The organism is Paracoccus marcusii, from assembly GCF_028621715.1.
Lineage (GTDB): Bacteria > Pseudomonadota > Alphaproteobacteria > Rhodobacterales > Rhodobacteraceae > Paracoccus > Paracoccus marcusii.
Genome location: NZ_CP117466.1, coordinates 1075526 through 1090355 on the forward strand (window position 1 = coordinate 1075526; position 14830 = coordinate 1090355).

At 67.8% G+C, this 14830-nt stretch carries 19 protein-coding genes; 14 read left to right on the forward strand and 5 right to left on the reverse strand.

Features of this window, described 5'->3' with window-relative positions:
• Positions 1 to 25 precede the first annotated feature (25 nt).
• Entirely contained in the window at positions 26 to 928 is a 903-nt protein-coding gene (locus PRL19_RS05230; protein WP_045983370.1) for a LysR substrate-binding domain-containing protein, read from the forward strand.
• A gap of 513 nt (positions 929 to 1441) precedes the next feature.
• On the opposite strand, the gene PRL19_RS05235 is transcribed toward PRL19_RS05230, so the two are convergent.
• From PRL19_RS05235 to PRL19_RS05250, 4 genes are all read right to left on the reverse strand, one after another.
• A complete protein-coding gene (locus tag PRL19_RS05235; protein WP_273744117.1) occupies positions 1442 to 2839 on the reverse strand; it encodes an FAD/NAD(P)-binding protein in 1398 nt (465 codons plus the stop codon).
• A gap of 33 nt (positions 2840 to 2872) precedes the next feature.
• A complete protein-coding gene (locus tag PRL19_RS05240) occupies positions 2873 to 3007 on the reverse strand; it encodes a hypothetical protein (RefSeq protein WP_273744118.1) in 135 nt (44 codons plus the stop codon).
• 26 nt (positions 3008 to 3033) lie between these two features.
• Entirely contained in the window at positions 3034 to 3633 is a 600-nt protein-coding gene (locus PRL19_RS05245; RefSeq protein WP_273744119.1) for an RBBP9/YdeN family alpha/beta hydrolase, read from the reverse strand.
• Between the two features lie 86 nt (positions 3634 to 3719).
• The gene (locus PRL19_RS05250) at positions 3720 to 4202 is read right to left on the reverse strand and encodes an Lrp/AsnC family transcriptional regulator (protein WP_273744120.1); all 483 of its coding nucleotides are present in this window, start codon (positions 4200 to 4202) and stop codon (positions 3720 to 3722) included.
• Positions 4203 to 4395: 193 nt separating this feature from the next.
• Here PRL19_RS05250 and PRL19_RS05255 point away from each other — a divergent pair, with 193 nt between their 5' ends.
• The 8 genes from PRL19_RS05255 to PRL19_RS05290 all read left to right on the forward strand — a co-directional run bounded on the left by PRL19_RS05255 (position 4396) and on the right by PRL19_RS05290 (position 9570).
• Positions 4396 to 4860: an RrF2 family transcriptional regulator gene (locus PRL19_RS05255; RefSeq protein ID WP_273744121.1), complete on the forward strand. Its 465-nt coding sequence runs from the start codon at positions 4396 to 4398 to the stop codon at positions 4858 to 4860.
• Between the two features lie 148 nt (positions 4861 to 5008).
• The gene (locus PRL19_RS05260) at positions 5009 to 5221 is read left to right on the forward strand and encodes a hypothetical protein (protein WP_194886050.1); all 213 of its coding nucleotides are present in this window, start codon (positions 5009 to 5011) and stop codon (positions 5219 to 5221) included.
• Positions 5222 to 5238: 17 nt separating this feature from the next.
• A complete protein-coding gene (locus tag PRL19_RS05265) occupies positions 5239 to 5364 on the forward strand; it encodes a hypothetical protein (protein ID WP_273744122.1) in 126 nt (41 codons plus the stop codon).
• A 23-nt stretch (positions 5365 to 5387) separates the two neighbouring features.
• Positions 5388 to 6362: a sulfate ABC transporter substrate-binding protein gene (locus PRL19_RS05270; RefSeq protein ID WP_273744123.1), complete on the forward strand. Its 975-nt coding sequence runs from the start codon at positions 5388 to 5390 to the stop codon at positions 6360 to 6362.
• A complete protein-coding gene (gene cysT / locus PRL19_RS05275; protein ID WP_273744124.1) occupies positions 6359 to 7198 on the forward strand; it encodes a sulfate ABC transporter permease subunit CysT in 840 nt (279 codons plus the stop codon). The genes PRL19_RS05270 and cysT overlap by 4 nt, the downstream gene beginning before the upstream one ends.
• Positions 7191 to 8051, forward strand: coding sequence for a sulfate ABC transporter permease subunit CysW (gene cysW / locus PRL19_RS05280; RefSeq protein WP_273744125.1), 861 nt, complete (start codon positions 7191 to 7193; stop codon positions 8049 to 8051). The genes cysT and cysW overlap by 8 nt, the downstream gene beginning before the upstream one ends.
• A 13-nt stretch (positions 8052 to 8064) precedes the next feature.
• Complete coding sequence (locus PRL19_RS05285; RefSeq protein ID WP_273744126.1) at positions 8065 to 8784, forward strand: sulfate/molybdate ABC transporter ATP-binding protein; 720 nt, start codon at positions 8065 to 8067, stop codon at positions 8782 to 8784.
• A 159-nt stretch (positions 8785 to 8943) separates the two neighbouring features.
• Positions 8944 to 9570: a TetR/AcrR family transcriptional regulator gene (locus PRL19_RS05290; protein WP_148911118.1), complete on the forward strand. Its 627-nt coding sequence runs from the start codon at positions 8944 to 8946 to the stop codon at positions 9568 to 9570.
• Here PRL19_RS05290 and PRL19_RS05295 read toward each other — a convergent pair whose 3' ends face one another.
• A complete protein-coding gene (locus tag PRL19_RS05295) occupies positions 9571 to 10008 on the reverse strand; it encodes a DUF1810 domain-containing protein (protein ID WP_273744127.1) in 438 nt (145 codons plus the stop codon).
• Between the two features lie 204 nt (positions 10009 to 10212).
• On the opposite strand from PRL19_RS05295, the gene PRL19_RS05300 reads away from it, so the two are divergent.
• The 5 genes from PRL19_RS05300 to PRL19_RS05320 all read left to right on the forward strand — a co-directional run bounded on the left by PRL19_RS05300 (position 10213) and on the right by PRL19_RS05320 (position 14830).
• Positions 10213 to 10653, forward strand: coding sequence for a DUF421 domain-containing protein (locus tag PRL19_RS05300; protein ID WP_273744128.1), 441 nt, complete (start codon positions 10213 to 10215; stop codon positions 10651 to 10653).
• Positions 10654 to 10718: 65 nt separating this feature from the next.
• The gene (locus PRL19_RS05305) at positions 10719 to 11645 is read left to right on the forward strand and encodes a LysR family transcriptional regulator (RefSeq protein ID WP_273744129.1); all 927 of its coding nucleotides are present in this window, start codon (positions 10719 to 10721) and stop codon (positions 11643 to 11645) included.
• Between the two features lie 105 nt (positions 11646 to 11750).
• The gene (locus tag PRL19_RS05310; RefSeq protein ID WP_045982582.1) at positions 11751 to 12740 is read left to right on the forward strand and encodes a tripartite tricarboxylate transporter substrate binding protein; all 990 of its coding nucleotides are present in this window, start codon (positions 11751 to 11753) and stop codon (positions 12738 to 12740) included.
• 86 nt (positions 12741 to 12826) lie between these two features.
• A complete protein-coding gene (locus PRL19_RS05315; protein WP_273744130.1) occupies positions 12827 to 13327 on the forward strand; it encodes a tripartite tricarboxylate transporter TctB family protein in 501 nt (166 codons plus the stop codon).
• Between the two features lie 9 nt (positions 13328 to 13336).
• Positions 13337 to 14830 (forward strand): tripartite tricarboxylate transporter permease, encoded by a 1494-nt coding sequence (locus tag PRL19_RS05320; protein ID WP_273744131.1) that lies wholly within the window; start codon positions 13337 to 13339, stop codon positions 14828 to 14830.

The window sequence follows — 14830 nt, forward strand, 5'->3', positions numbered from 1 at the left end:
AAAATCGGCAGCAAAGGATGCCCATATGATTATGCATCCCGGCATCAAGCTGCGCCATCTGCGGGTCTTTCTGGACATCGCGGCCCGCGGCAGCCTGACCGCGGCGGCGCGGGCGCAGGGCATCACCCAGCCCGCGCTGAGCCGCACCCTGGCCGAGCTGGAGGCCCTGCTGCAGGTGCCGCTGTTCCGGCGCGAGCGGCGGCGGCTGGTTCTGACCGATGCGGGCACGCTGCTGCGCACCCATGCCGCCGCTGCGCTGCAGATGCTGGAAAGCGGGGTCGCCGCGCTGCATCCGGTCGCGGGGACGGACCGGTTGCGGGTGGGCATCCTGCCCACGGCGGCCACGCGGCTGTTCCCGCGCGTGGCGCTGCGCTTTCGCGAGATGCATCCGCATGTGACCCTGTCGGTCGAGACGGGGCCGCATCCGCATCTGATCCGCCTGCTGCGCGAGGGCGGGATCGACCTGATGATCGGGCGCATGCCGGCCGCCGCCGACATGGCGGGCCTGCGCTTCGATCACCTCTACGAGGATCAGATCGCGCTGGTGTCCCGCGCCGGGCATCCGTGCTGGGGGCAGCCGGTGCGTGACGTCCTGTCGGCCTGTCCGGTGATCCTGCCGCCGCAGGACGCGCTGATCCGCCGGGCGGTCGACGATTACCTGCAGGCCCGCAACCTGGCCGGGCTGCATCCCGCGTTCGAGACCGCGGCCCTGGCGGTGGGTCGGGGCATCCTGGCTGCATCGGACGCGCTGTGGTTCATCTCGCAAGGCGTGGTCGGGGACGAGCTGGACCGGGGCGCGCTGATCCAGTGGCCGACCGATGCAGGGTTCCTGACCGGCGCAGTCGGCCTGACGCGCCGGCAGGTCGGGCCGGACAATGCGATGCTGGACGTGCTGACGCGCCTGGCGACAGACGGGGCACGGACCTAGGCAGGATCGCTGGCGTCATGATTGCGCATGTCTTGCCGCGATGCCACCGCGGCATGGGGCATGGTCGACAACGGCACGCGCCGGTGGCCTGCAACCCTCAATCCCACTGACCGCCCCCTGCGCATCGATGTTCTGAGGTGCTGCGACCGCAAGCGCGGTCCACCGGCGGTCTTTGCGCTGTCTGTTGCAAGGTTCGGTGCTGTCATCGCGGCACGCAATGCCTTTGGCTGCACTGTCATCTGGTACGTTGCGCGATCGAGGCCGTTTTTCGCCGTCTATCGCGGAGCACGGCACAACTGGCGGTTCGGACGCTTCCTCAAGCAGGCGTGCTTGTGGCTTTGTCTGTCGTGACTTGGCCGTACGGCACCACGATCTGTCTTTGTCCATGCCGGGCAAAACGGCCAGTCACCTGGCGATAGGTTCGCCCTTGCAGACCCACAAACGAGATGTCCGATAGGAGGGCCTCCCCCCTGAGCAGTCGATGCCGCAGGGCGACCGGCTCTGCCGTCGGTTTCAGGGTGCCGCTGTGGCCGCTTGCCGGTGCGGGGCCACGTCGCGGATCAGCGCAACGGCCAGCGTTTGGGCCTGGTCGCGGATGTCGGGGATGGCGGTGATCTCCCAGAAGGCGGCGCGGGATGCAGGCCCGATGACGCGGATGCGGGGGTCCGGGCGGCCGTCGGCGCCGATCAGGGCGCAGTCGGCCGCGACATCCAGACCGATCCGCACGGGATCGATGCAGGCGCGGCCGGTGGCCAGCAGGTCGGCGACCAACGGCGTCGCGTTGGCCCGCGGGTCGCGGCGGATGCCGCGGCAGTCGACGATGCGCGCCGCATCGAGCGTCAGGATACGATCGGCCCCGCGCGGGCGCCAATGCGCGCGCAGGATCGCGCCGTCGCGGCTGGCACCGTCGAAGCTGCCGGCCAGCTGCCGCATCTGGCCGCTGTCCAGCACGCGCTGCAGGATGGCCGCGGTTTCCGGGGGCAGGCGGTGGCGGTGCACCTCCCACCAGGGGGCGGCGTGGCGCAGGAAGCGGGCGCGGTCCGCCACGGACATGGCACGCCACAGGGCCGGCAGGTGCGGGCGGGCGCCGTCGACCGCGTCGCGCCAGGTGCCGCCCTGCGCCCCGGCCCGGGCGGCAAGATCGCGCAGCCAGGACAGGACAAAGCTGACGGGCGCGCCCAGGGGCACCTCGGCCCGGGTGATCGACAGGGGCGCGCCCGTGGCATGCACACGCGGCAGTTGGGCACGACGTGACAGGGCCACGATTTCCCCGCGGTGGCCGTGGGACAGCAGGCTGATGGCCTGGTCCACCATCGACAGGCCGGACCCGATGATGACCACGCGCCCGCCCTGGGGCGGGGGGTCGGCCTGCTGCCAGGCGCCGTGGACCAGGCCTGTCGGGTCCGGTTCGGGCAGGGCATGGCCGGTGGCCAGCACGGCCCGGTCGGCGGGAACGACCTGGCCGTCGTCCAGATGCGCCGCGACCCTGGCCCGCGTGGTGACCAGCCGGATGCATGTCGCGCGCATACAGCGCAGCCGTCCGTCGGCCGACAGCGGCGCCAGCAGGTCGGTCATGTAGGCGCCATAGGTCGCGCGGCCCACGAAGCAGGCGCCCGTCGCGCCGTCTCCGCGCGCGGTCAGCCAGCGGCGGAAATGGTCGGGATCGTCGGGAAAGGCGCTCATGTTGGCGACGCGGGTGTTCAGCAGATGGCCCGGATCGCTGGTCGAATAGGCCACGCCACAGCCCAGCATGTGCCGCCCCTCGATCACGGTGACACGCAGGGGCGTGGCCGGGTCGCGCAGCAGATGGGCGGCCAACAGGACGCCGCTGGCGCCGCCACCGATGATGACGACATGGGGCAGATGGGCCGCATGGGGCGCAGACGTGTCGGCCAGGGGGATGGTCTTCATGGCGGGCTCCTTCGCTTGGCTGCGGGGGCGGTCCTAGAGGGCGGCGATCAGCAGCCCCGTCCACAGGGCCAGGCTGGCACCGACCAGCGTGGGGACGATGCGGTCGGGACGATCGGTGTCGCGGGGATGGGTGCGGCGCAGATAGGCCTCGGTCTGGATGTCGAACATGGCAACCTCGGGTCCGGTGATGGGGGTCAGGCCAGCCGTCGGGCGGGCAGGGACAGGGGGGCGGGGCGCGCGCCGAACAGGCGCCGCAGGACCCCGGGTCGCGCGGTGCGCGCCAGCAGATCGTCGCGCAGCGCCTTGCCCGCGGGCCAGGGGCCAAAGCCCGATGCCGCATTGACATGGCCCGCATGGCCGATGTCGTGCAGGTGCGCGCCCCAATGCGCCGCCAGCTGTCGGCTGTGGTCGAAAGCCATCCACGGGTCGTTGCGGCTTGCCACCAGCGTCGCGGGCACGTCGAACCGTTCGCGCGGCAGGGCACCGAAACCGCGGGTGCGGTCCGAGGTGGCCGGATCGGCAGGCGCGACCAGCAGCGCGGCGCGCACCCGCAGCCCCGGCCAGCGGGCCAGCAGATGCGCGATGGTCACCGCGCCAAGCGAATGGCCGACCAGGATGCTGTCGGGATGGGCCATGATGTGGACGGCCAGCGTGGCCTCCCAGACCTCGCGGACGGGACGGCCCGTGTCACCCATGTCCAGCAGCATCGCGTTGGGGTCGGTGCGTGCCCACCAGTCCTGCCAGTGCGGCGCAGGAGAGCCGTCGAGGCCGGGGACGATCAGGGTCTTGGTCATCGGATGTCTCCTTTTATCTCGCATAAGACTACAAGGATGGTCGTGTATTGCGATTCCAAAGATCACCCCGAAAAGGGAACAGGGTTCTATCGGTCGCGGGTGTTGACGGGATAGGCGGTGGTGTGGCGCAGCCGTTCCATCGCGAATTGCGATGTGATGTTCTTGATCGCTACGGCGTCGGTCAGCGCCCTGTAGAAGCGGTCATAGGCGGCCATGTCCGGCACCGCGATGCGCAGCAGATAGTCGATGTCGCCGGCCATCCGCCAGGCTTCCATGACCTCGGGCAGGGCGTCGATGGCGCGGGCAAAGGCCGCGCGCCATTCCGTGCCGTGGTCTGGCGCCTCGATGCCGACGAAGACGGTCAGGCCGAATCCCAGCATCGCCGGATCGGCCAGCGCCACGCGCCCGGTCAGGACGCCGTTCGCCTCCAGCTTCTGGATGCGCTTCCAGCAGGGGGTCTGGGACAGGCCCACCCTGTCGGCGATCTGCGCGATGGGGGTGGTGGCGTCTGCCATCAGCGTGGCGACGATCTTGCGGTCGATCAGGTCTAGGGGCGGGATCTGGGTCATCGTGCGATTCCTTTCGCCGCCAGCATGCCGCAATAGAATATAAAGTCTAGCGTGATTGTCGTTATTAGCGATGACCGGGTGATCCCGGCGCAGACATGTCCAATAAAAACCCCGCCGCCGGGTCGTCTTTTCTTTTCGCAGGGCGCGATCCGCCTTATATCCGGTGGACAGCAACGCAGTCCGGGGCAGGGTCATGATCACGCAAAAGATGAAATACGCGCTGAAGGCCCTGCTGGTTCTGGGCGACGAGGCGCGCAGCCCGCGTCCCGAGCCGCTGACGATCGAAGTCATTGCCAGGCGGTCGGGCACCCCCAAGCGGTTCCTGGAGCAGATCCTGCTGGAGGTGCGCAATGCCGGTGTCGTGGCCTCGATCCGTGGACGGTCGGGGGGGTACACGCTGATCAAGCGCCCCGAGGACGTGTCGATCTCGGAGCTGCTGCGGCTGATCGACGGGCCGATCGCGCCCCTGCCGTGCCTGTCGCGGCGTGCCTATCAGCGCTGCGAGGACTGCACCGACGAGGCCAGATGCCGCCTGCGTCGCGTGTTCTCGGAGGTGTTCTGGTCCTATCTCATCCTGATCGAATCCCTCAGCCTGGCCGACATGCTGGGCACGCCCGACGTGGCGCAGGCGGTGCTGCAGGACAGCGCGACCGCCTGAGCCGACCGCGATCCAGCGGTTTCGGAGAATAATCATCTCTTTTCACGACCGAAATAGGCGTGATTCTTCCTTTGCTAAACACGAGTATCCCTGTCGTTATTAAGGTACCGTAGCGCCGCACTTGGCCCGAACCGAAAGGGATGACCCGATGACCTCGACCCACCCCCTGACCCATGGCCGCCCGGCGCTGTGCGCCGTGACGCTGATCGACCGCCGCACCGGCCGCCCGCACCGCGTGAACGGCGCGGCCCTGGTCGCGCTGAGCCGCGACCCCCACGGCGCCGCGGCCGAACTGCTGGCCGGGCGCGACGCCCGGCTGTGGGATGCCCGCATCCAGCCGCTGCCCGCCAGCGCCCGCTGACCCGGACAGGCCGGCCCATGACCCCGATCGCATCCAGCACCCCCGCGCAGACCGCCGGCCCGGACGCGGCCACGGCCCCCCAGACCCGGCGCACCGCGCCGGGCTGGTGGCTGACCGCCCGTCTGACGTCCACCGGCATCTGACCCATCCCATCACGAGGACCATCATGTTCATCCGCCCCGCCATCCTGTCGCTGCTGCTGCTGGCCTCCGCCGCCCATGCGCAGGATCTGCTGAACGTCAGCTATGACCCCACGCGCGAGCTCTATCGCGACGTCAATCAGGCCTTTGCCGCCCATTGGCAGGCCCAGGGCCATGATGCCCCGACCATCGAGACCAGCCACGGCGGGTCGGGCGCGCAGGCACGATCCGTGATCGACGGCCTGAACGCGCAGGTGGTGACGCTGGCACTGGCCAGCGACATCGACCAGATCGCCGCCGCCGGAAAGCTGCCGGCCGACTGGCAGTCGCGCCTGCCGCACAATTCCAGCCCCTATACCTCGACCATCGTGTTCCTGGTGCGCGACGGCAATCCCAAGGGCATCCAGGATTGGGGCGACCTGACCGCCGAGGGGGTCGAGGTGATCACGCCCAACCCCAAGACGTCCGGCGGGGCGCGCTGGAACTATCTGGCGGCCTGGGCCTGGGCCCAGAAGAACGGCCACGATCCGGCCGAGTTCGTGGGCCAGATCTTTGCCAACGTGCCCGTCCTGGACACCGGCGCGCGCGGCTCGACCACGACCTTTGCACAGCGCGGCATCGGCGACGTGCTGCTGGCTTGGGAGAACGAGGCCTATCTGGCGCTGGCCGAACTGGGCGAGGATCAGTTCGACATCGTCGTGCCCAGCCTGTCGATCCTGGCCGAACCGCCGGTGGCCTTGGTCGATGGCAACATCGCGGACGACGCGCAGCGTGACCTGGCAAGCGCCTATCTGGACTACCTCTATACCCCGGAAGGGCAGGCCCTGGCCTTCAAACACTACTATCGCGCATGGGACGCCAGCGCCGCCGACCCCGCGGATGTCGCCCGCTTCCCCAAGCTGGAGCTGGTCACCATCGACGACCTGGGCGGTTGGGCCAAGCTGCAGCCCCAGCATTTCGGCGATGGCGGCATCTTCGACCAGATCTATGTGGCGAAATGAGCGGCCGACCCCTCATCAGCCGCACGGCGATGCCCGGTCTCGGCCTGTCGGCCGGGATCACCCTGTTCATGCTGACGCTGGTGGTGTTCCTGCCCATCGGCGCGCTGCTCTGGCAGGGCGCAGTCTTCGGCCCGGCGGCCGTGTGGGACACGATTAACCGCGAGCGGGTCTGGGCGGCGCTGTGGCTGTCCTTCCGGCTGTCCTTCCTGGCGGCCTGCTTCAACCTGATCTTCGGGGTGATCCTGGCCTGGGTTCTGGTCCGCTACCGCTTTCCGGGCCGGCGCATCGTCGATGCGGCGGTGGATCTGCCCTTCGCACTGCCCACCGCGGTGGCGGGCATCGCGTTGACCGCGCTTTACGCGCCGAACGGAGTGCTTGGCAGCATGGCCGGTGATCTGGGCTGGCGCATCGCCTATACGCAATGGGGGATCTGGCTGGCTTTGGTCTTCGTGGGCCTGCCCTTCGTGACCCGCACCGTCCAGCCGGTGATCGAGGAGATCGAGACCGAGGTCGAGGAGGCGTCCGCCACCCTTGGCGCGTCGCGTTGGCACACCCTGCGCCACGTGATCGCACCGATGCTGATGCCCGCCGCCCTGACCGGCTTCGCGCTGTCGTTGGCCCGCGCGGTCGGCGAATACGGGTCGGTCATCTTCATCGCGGGCAACATCCCGCTGCGCACCGAGATCGCCCCCCTGCTGATCGTGATCCAGCTGGAGGAGTACAATTACGGTGCCGCCGCCGCCATCGGCCTGGCGATGCTGGGCATCAGCTTTTCCATGCTGCTGGCGATCAACCTCATCCAGATCTGGTCACGCCGGAGAATCGGTCATGTCTGACGCCACCCACCCCTTCCGCCGCGCGACCGAGGAGACCCCCCTGGGCCGGTGGGCGCTGATCGCCGTCGCGGTGGGGGGCCTGGCCCTGCTTGTCGGCGCCCCGCTGGTCATCGTTTTTGCCGAGGCCCTGTCGCGGGGCTGGGCCGCCGCGGTCGCAAGCCTGGCCAGCCGCGACGCGCAATCCGCGATCCGTCTGACGCTGCTGATCACCGCCATCGCCGTGCCGCTGAACGCGGTCTTCGGCATCGCCGCCGCCTGGTTCGTTACCAAGTTCGACTTTCGCGGCAAGGCCTTCCTGATCACCCTCATCGACCTGCCCTTCAGCGTCAGCCCGGTCGTGGCGGGCCTGTGCATCGTGCTGCTGTTCGGGGCAAATTCGGCCATCGGCGGTTGGCTGGTGGCCAGCGGATACCCAATCGTCTTTGCAGTTCCGGGGATCGTGCTGGCCACGGTCTTCGTGACCTTTCCGTTCGTCGCGCGCGAACTGATCCCCGTGATGATCGAGCAGGGCCGCGCCGAGGAGGAGGCCGCGCTGACGCTTGGCGCATCGGGCTGGCGGGTGTTCCGCACCGTGACGCTGCCCAACATCCGGTGGGCGCTGCTGTACGGCACGCTTTTGTGCACCGCCCGCGCGATGGGGGAATTCGGCGCCGTGGCCGTCGTGTCGGGCAAGATCCGCGGCCAGACCGCGACCATGCCGATCACCATCGAAATGTTCTATAACGAATACCTGTCGGTCGCGGCCTTTTCCATGGCGGCGCTGCTGACGGGGTTCGCGCTGCTGACGCTGATGCTGAAGACCGCGCTGGAACTGCGCCATGCCGACGCGTTGTCGGCTACCCGCCGCCATTAGGGAAGGACGACCCATGCATATCCAGATCGACGAGATCGCCAAGGAATTCGGGTCCACCACCGCGTTGCATCCGGTGTCGCTGTCCATCCCCTCGGGCGCGCTGGTGGCGCTTCTGGGGCCATCGGGTTCGGGCAAGACGACGCTCTTGCGCATCCTGGGCGGGCTGGAGTTCCCGACCTCGGGGCGGGTGCTGTTCAACGGCCAGGACGCCACCGGCATGACCGTCCAGGACCGGCGCGCGGGCTTCGTGTTCCAGTCCTATGCCCTGTTTCGCCACATGACGGTGTTCGAGAACATCGCCTATGGCCTGCGCGCCCGGCCCCGCGCCAGCCGCCCCCCCAAGGCCGAGATCGAGCGGCGGGTGCTGAAGCTGCTGGACCTGATCCAGCTGCCCCAAATCGCCGACCGCTATCCGACCCAGCTGTCGGGCGGGCAGCGCCAGCGCGTGGCCCTGGCCCGCGCCCTGGCGATCGAGCCGCGCATGCTGCTTCTGGACGAGCCCTTCGGCGCGCTGGACGCCAAGGTCCGCAAGGAGCTGCGCCAGGGTCTGCGCGACATCCATGACGAGACCGGGCTGACCACCATCTTCGTCACGCATGACCAGGACGAGGCGATGGCGCTGGCCGATCTGGTCGTCGTCATGTCCATGGGCCGGATCGAGCAGATCGGAAAGCCCCAGGACATCCGCACCCGCCCTGCCACCGCCTTCGTGCGCGAATTCGTCGGCGTGTGACGGACGCCCGCCGCGGGTCGATGTCCTGTCGGTGGCGGGTGGTCAGGTGTCGCGAATGCCGCTGCCGCCTCTTGCGAAATGCGGCCAACTCTGCTTGCAGTTGCGCAGACCAAATGCGGTTCGCGATGCTGCGATGACGGACAGGACACAGAGGCTGCGATGACCGGGACGACCCTGCGTGGCAACGTCTATGCGAACGCCATCGAGGCGCTGACAGAGCTTGCGGCGCGCAACGGCGCGGTCCCGTCGATCCAGGAGATCGCCGACCACATGGGCGTGTGCCGGGACCGGATCGACCAGCTGTTTCCCAGCATTCAGCATCTGCTGGTCGCGATGGCCGAAAGCGCGATGATGGTGCTGAACCAGACGCTGATCGACTGTGTCGCGGCCGCCCGCCGCGACGATCCGGTCGCGCAGTTCCTGGCCATCGCGAACGGTTATGTCGAATGGGCGCATCGCCATCCCCGCGAGTTCCGGATCGTCGGGTCGATGCCCGCCGGCAATTTCGAGGGCAATGAACGCCTGATGCGATATGAGGCGTCGATCCACGAATTGATGATCAGGCTGCTGCAGCGGGCGCAGGCATCCGGGCTGATCGCGCAGGACCAGGATCTGGTGACCTTCGTTTCTGTCGCGCACACCTTTGCCTATGGGGTGGCCAGCAAGATGTTGTTGGGCGATCTGGCCCGCTGGAACCCCGGATCGTCCGACATCGAGGCCGCCCGCACCAACATGCGCGTTTTTATCCTGCACCTGCTGCGCCCGTCGGGTCAGGCGGTCGCGTGACTAGGCGTGCAGCCGCCGCGCCGTCACGGGGCAGGGCCGACCGTCGAAGAAGGTGTCCAGAATCGTCGTGAAGACCACGGGGCCATCGGCGGCGAACAGCGTGGCCGACGACCGCAGCTTGCCCGCGTCGATGGTGCCGAAGATCGCCTCGGCCGACCGATCGTCATGGGCCAGAACGGCCTGCGCGCAAGCGACCAGGCGCGGACCAAGCAGCGGGTGCGCCAGGTACCGCTGTGCCTCGCCGCGGTCCACTATGCCGTACAGGTGGGACATCGCCGACTGTCCCAATCCGCGCAGCTGCGGAAAGATGAACCACATCCAGTGGCTTTCCTTGCGGCCCCGCTCCAGTTCGGACAGCGCGACGGCATAGACGCGGTCCTGCGCGGCGACGAACCGATCGAGGCTTTCGGGGTCCTGTGCGGACGAATGACGGGTCATGGATATGCTGCCTTTGGATTTCGGACGGGACATCGGGACAACGCCCCGGCCCGCCTGCCGGGTTCACATGGCCCTGGCCGATGTTCGATGGGCATGGGCCTAAGGCGAACCGATCCGTTCCCGCCACGTTGGACCCTGCAACGTGATGATGGAGGGGATCGGATGGATTGGGGCGCAATGTTCTTTCAAGGCTGGGAAGGCATCGTGCGGACGCTGCTTGTCGGCACCTTGGCCTATGTCGTGCTGGTGGCTTTTCTGCGCATCGCCGGCAAGCGCAGCCTTGCCAAGCTGAACGCCTTCGATTTTGTGGTGACGGTCGCCCTGGGCTCGATCCTGGCCAGCATCCTGCTGCAGGAATCCATCGCGCTGGCCGAAGGGGCCACGGCGATCGGCCTTCTTCTGCTGCTGCAGTTCATCGTCACCTATGGGTCGGTCCATTCCACCACCTTCGCCCGGCTGATCCGGGCCGAGCCGAGCCTGCTGGCCCGCGACGGCCGGTTCTGCAGCGCCACGATGACCCAGCAGCGGCTGACCGAGGACGAGATCATGGGCGTCGTCCGGTCGGCCGGGGCGCGCGACATCGCCGAGGTCCGCTTCGTCATCCTGGAGGCCGACGGCACCATCAGCGTGTCGCTGCAGCCGTGAGGGCGACCGGCGCGGGGCGCGATCGGAACCTTGCAATGCGCGCCTTTCCGCCCGAAGCATAAGCGATGAGAGAGCTTACCCTGCGCCAGGTCGAGGTCGTGCGCGCCGTCATGATCGCCGGCACGATCCAGGGCGCCGCCGATCTGCTGAATGTGTCCGCACCCGGGATCAGCCGGCTGATCAAGCATACCGAAAGCGGCCTTGGCATCCGGCTGTTCGAACGCAAGGCCGGGATCTTCGTCCCCGCGACCGAGGCGCATGCGATCTTTGCCATGCTGGAGCAGGTTCACCGCCAGATGGACAACCTGAACGTCGCGGTCAGCGCGCTTCAGAAGGGGCACCAGTTCACGCTGTCCTTCGCATCCGCGCCCTCGATCGCGCAGTTCATCGCGGCGCGAGTCATCCGCGGGCTGCGGCAGCGGTTCCCCGATCTGGACATCGACCTGGACATCCTCAAGATCGAGGAGACGCTGGACTATCTGCTGCTGGAAAAGGGCGAGGTGGTGATCATGTCGTCGCACCTGGACAATCCCGGCATCCAGTGCACCCCCATCGGCGAGGGCCGGATCGTGGCCATCATGCCCGAAGGGCACGTGCTGGCGCGGAAGCTGGCCGTGTCGATCCACGATCTGGTCCAGTATCCGTTCATCGGCGTCGATCCGTCCGACCCCTATGGCCAGACCCTGGCGCGGCCCTTCGACGACGCCGGCCTGACCCCGCGTCACGCGATGCGCGGGCGGTTCGCCCAGACCATCGTCAGCCTGGTGCGCCACGGCCTGGGCGTCGCGGTCATCGACGAATTCTCGGTGGCCGAGGTGTACATGGCCGGGCTGGTCCGCCGGCCGCTTGTCGAGCCCGCGACGATCACCGCCTGGTCGGTGCAGAAACGAGGGCGCCAGCTGTCCAGCTTTGCCGAACAGACCGTGACCCTGTTCCGCCGCGAACTGGGCCGGGCGCGGGCACGCGAAAGGTGGGACCAGCCTGCAGATTAACGTCAGGTTACGTTCCGCGTTCAATCGGTATTTGCGGTTAGCCCTGCGATCTGAGATGCATGGGCGACGGCCCAGGAGGATGGGCGCTGATCTGAGGGAGGAACGATGCGACATTTTGTTTACGGCGCGGCCGTGGTGCTGGGTCTGGCGATGCCTGCGATGGCCGAATACCCCGAACGCGACATCCAGGGCATCATCCAGTGGGGTGCCGGCGGGTCGACCGACACGGTCAGCCGTTCTGTGACGCCGCATGCCGAGGAGATCCTGGGCGCCAAGGTGATCCTGCAGAACGTGACCGGCGGGGTCGGGGCCATCGGCCTGAACCAGGCAGACCGCGCGGATGCCGACGGCTATACCCTGCTGTTCGGGGCCGAGAACCCCTTGCTCTACAAGGTCATGGGTCTGGGAGAGAAGGACTATTCGGACTTCGTGCCGATCAACGTCATCGCGCGCGGCATCCCCATCCTGGTCGCCCAGCCCGATGCGCCCTTCGACACCTTCCCCGAGATGATCGCCTATATCAACGAGAACCCGGGAGAGGTCCGTTTCGGTTCGACCGGGCCGGGCGGCCTGCCGTCGGTGGTCACGGCGATGATCAACGACAAGACCCCGATCGAGGTGACCGCCGTGCCCTATGACGGCGACGGCCCGGCGCTGACCGCGCTGCAGGGCGGGGCGATCGACGTGATGCCCGCCGTGCTGGGCGCCGCGCTGGAGCCGGTGCGGGCCGGCAACCTCAAGGCCATCGCGATCTTCGACACCGAGGGCGTGCCGCAGCTGCCCGACGTCCCGGCGATCACCGACACGAACCCGGAATTCGCCGACCTGCTGCCCTGGGGTCCGTTCTTCGGCATCTTCGTCAAGGCGGGCACCCCCGACGACATCGTGGCCAAGCTGACCGACGCCTATGGCCAGGCCACGCAGAACGCCGACTTCCTGTCGATGATGGAGGGACGCGGCTTCCGCATGCTGTCGCTGACCGGCGCCGAAGCCCAGGAGTTCCTGGACGGCTGGCAGAGCCAGACCGCCTGGATCCTGTACGACGCCGAGATCGCGAAGAACTCGCCCGAGGATTTCGGCATCAGCCGTCCCTGATCCTGCCCGATCATCCGCCGCCCCGTCTGACCGGGGCGGCATCCCAAGGTCCGCGCAAGTCACAGGTCCGACGGAGGGACCCATCCATGGAACCGACCCCCAAACGTCGTCCGGGCGAACTTGTCTTCAACATCGCCGTCATGCTGGCCAGCTTCGGCCTGCTCTATTCCGCCTACGGCATCTCGGGCTTCGAGGCGCTTTCGGCCCCCGGCGCGGTGCCGATGGCCACCACCGCGATCATGGCGGTCTGCGCGATCATCATCCTGGTCCAGACGCTGCGCAAGGGCACGGGCGGCGGGCAGACCGTGGCCGCCGACATCCTGCCGCTGATCGTGATCGTGACCATCGCGATGATCGCCGCTTATGCGGTGCTGCTGCGGCCGCTTGGCTTCCTGCCGACCTCGGTGCTGTTCCTGCTGGTCATGATCCGCTTTCTGTCGCGGCGCGGATGGGGCTTCTGCCTGGTCGTGTCGGTGGGCACCGTCTTCGTGATCTGGATCATCTTCCGCCTGATCTTCGCCGTCCTGATGCCCCAGGGCATCATCCCCGAGGGACGCATCGTCTCTGCCATCACGTCGCTGTTCTGAGGGCGCATCATGGACATCCTGTCGAACCTGCTGATCCCGATCGTCAATCTTGACCTGCTGATGCTGATCGCCGTGGGGACCTTCGCGGGCATCTATGTCGGCGCGATCCCCGGCCTGTCGGTGACGATGGCCGTGTCGATCCTGATCTCGTTCACCTTCTCATGGGAGGTCTATCCGGCGCTGGCGCTGATGATCGGCATCTACATGGGCGGGGTCTATGGCGGATCGCGCACCGCGATCCTGCTGAACATTCCCGGCGCACCATCGGCCATCGCCACCGCCCTGGACGGATTTCCCATGGCCCAGCAGGGCCGCGCCGGAGAGGCGATCGGCATCGTGACCGTGGTCTCGTTCATCGGCGGCTTCATCGGCATCTTCGCCCTGGGCGCCTTTGCCCCGCTGCTGTCGGATTTCGCCATCGGGTTCCAGCCGCGCGACTTCATGCTGCTGGCGATCATGGGCATCCTGCTGGTCGGATCGCTGTCGGGCGACAGCCTGGTCAAGGGCATCTTCGCGGGCGCCCTGGGCATCGGCGTGGGCGCGGTGGGCATGGACCCGCTGACCATCCAGGACCGGTTCGTCTTCGGCATCTCGGAACTGCGGGGCGGGATCTCGTTCGTGGCGGTGATGATCGGCCTTTTCGGCGTGTCCGAGGCGTTGATCCAGCTGCACAGCATCCACACCCCGGCCGTGCGCCAGAAGATCACCGGCATCATCCCCAGCTGGTCCAAGGTGCGTCGGCACCTGCCGCTTGGCCTGCAGACCTCGACCATCGGCACGGTCGTGGGGGCCCTGCCGGGCACCGGCGGCGACATCGCCGCGCTGATGGCCTATGACCACGCCAAGCGCGTCACCCGCAACCCCGAGACCCCCTTCGGCAAGGGCGCCATCGAAGGGCTGGTCGCCCCCGAGTCCGCCAACAATGCCGCCGTGGGCGGGGCGTTCATCCCCATGCTGACGCTTGGCATCCCGGGCGACGCGGTCACCGCGATCATGATCGGCGCGCTGTTCATCCACGGCCTGAACCCCGGCCCGATGCTGATGATCGAACAGCCAGACATGTTCTGGTTCATCGTCAGCTCGCTGGCGCTGGCCAACGTGTTCATGCTGATCTTCGGCCTGACCGGGATCCGCCTGTTCGTGCGCATCGTCGAACTGCCGCGCACGGTCCTGCTGCCGGTCATCATGGTGCTGTCGATCGTCGGCGCCTATGCGGTCAACAACAGCCTGACGGATGTCTACTGGATGCTGGGCTTCGGCGTGCTGGGCTATTTCATGCGGCTTTACGGCTATCCACTGGCGCCGATCATCCTGGGGGTGATCCTGTCGCGGCTTCTGGACGACAACTGGCGCCGGGCCATCATCAGCGAGCGCGAGGATTTCGGCGCGATGATGATGGGCATCTTCACCAGCCCGCTGTCGCTGTGCCTGTTCCTGGCGGTCGTGATGATCCTTGTCACCAACACGCCGTGGTGGGCCCGGCGGCGCGCCCGCAAGGCCTGA

Coding starts and splice junctions, on each gene's coding strand:
- PRL19_RS05240 (WP_273744118.1), bottom strand. CDS start 3,007: ATGTTCGACATCCAGACCGAGGCCTATCTGCGCCGCACCCATCCCCGC.
- PRL19_RS05310 (WP_045982582.1), top strand. CDS start 11,751: ATGCGACATTTTGTTTACGGCGCGGCCGTGGTGCTGGGTCTGGCGATG.
- PRL19_RS05260 (WP_194886050.1), top strand. CDS start 5,009: ATGACCTCGACCCACCCCCTGACCCATGGCCGCCCGGCGCTGTGCGCC.
- PRL19_RS05250 (WP_273744120.1), bottom strand. CDS start 4,202: ATGACCCAGATCCCGCCCCTAGACCTGATCGACCGCAAGATCGTCGCC.
- PRL19_RS05305 (WP_273744129.1), top strand. CDS start 10,719: ATGAGAGAGCTTACCCTGCGCCAGGTCGAGGTCGTGCGCGCCGTCATG.
- PRL19_RS05270 (WP_273744123.1), top strand. CDS start 5,388: ATGTTCATCCGCCCCGCCATCCTGTCGCTGCTGCTGCTGGCCTCCGCC.
- PRL19_RS05290 (WP_148911118.1), top strand. CDS start 8,944: ATGACCGGGACGACCCTGCGTGGCAACGTCTATGCGAACGCCATCGAG.
- PRL19_RS05285 (WP_273744126.1), top strand. CDS start 8,065: ATGCATATCCAGATCGACGAGATCGCCAAGGAATTCGGGTCCACCACC.
- PRL19_RS05255 (WP_273744121.1), top strand. CDS start 4,396: ATGATCACGCAAAAGATGAAATACGCGCTGAAGGCCCTGCTGGTTCTG.
- PRL19_RS05315 (WP_273744130.1), top strand. CDS start 12,827: ATGGAACCGACCCCCAAACGTCGTCCGGGCGAACTTGTCTTCAACATC.
- PRL19_RS05235 (WP_273744117.1), bottom strand. CDS start 2,839: ATGAAGACCATCCCCCTGGCCGACACGTCTGCGCCCCATGCGGCCCAT.
- PRL19_RS05295 (WP_273744127.1), bottom strand. CDS start 10,008: ATGACCCGTCATTCGTCCGCACAGGACCCCGAAAGCCTCGATCGGTTC.
- PRL19_RS05245 (WP_273744119.1), bottom strand. CDS start 3,633: ATGACCAAGACCCTGATCGTCCCCGGCCTCGACGGCTCTCCTGCGCCG.
- PRL19_RS05320 (WP_273744131.1), top strand. CDS start 13,337: ATGGACATCCTGTCGAACCTGCTGATCCCGATCGTCAATCTTGACCTG.
- cysT (WP_273744124.1), top strand. CDS start 6,359: ATGAGCGGCCGACCCCTCATCAGCCGCACGGCGATGCCCGGTCTCGGC.
- PRL19_RS05265 (WP_273744122.1), top strand. CDS start 5,239: ATGACCCCGATCGCATCCAGCACCCCCGCGCAGACCGCCGGCCCGGAC.
- PRL19_RS05230 (WP_045983370.1), top strand. CDS start 26: ATGATTATGCATCCCGGCATCAAGCTGCGCCATCTGCGGGTCTTTCTG.
- cysW (WP_273744125.1), top strand. CDS start 7,191: ATGTCTGACGCCACCCACCCCTTCCGCCGCGCGACCGAGGAGACCCCC.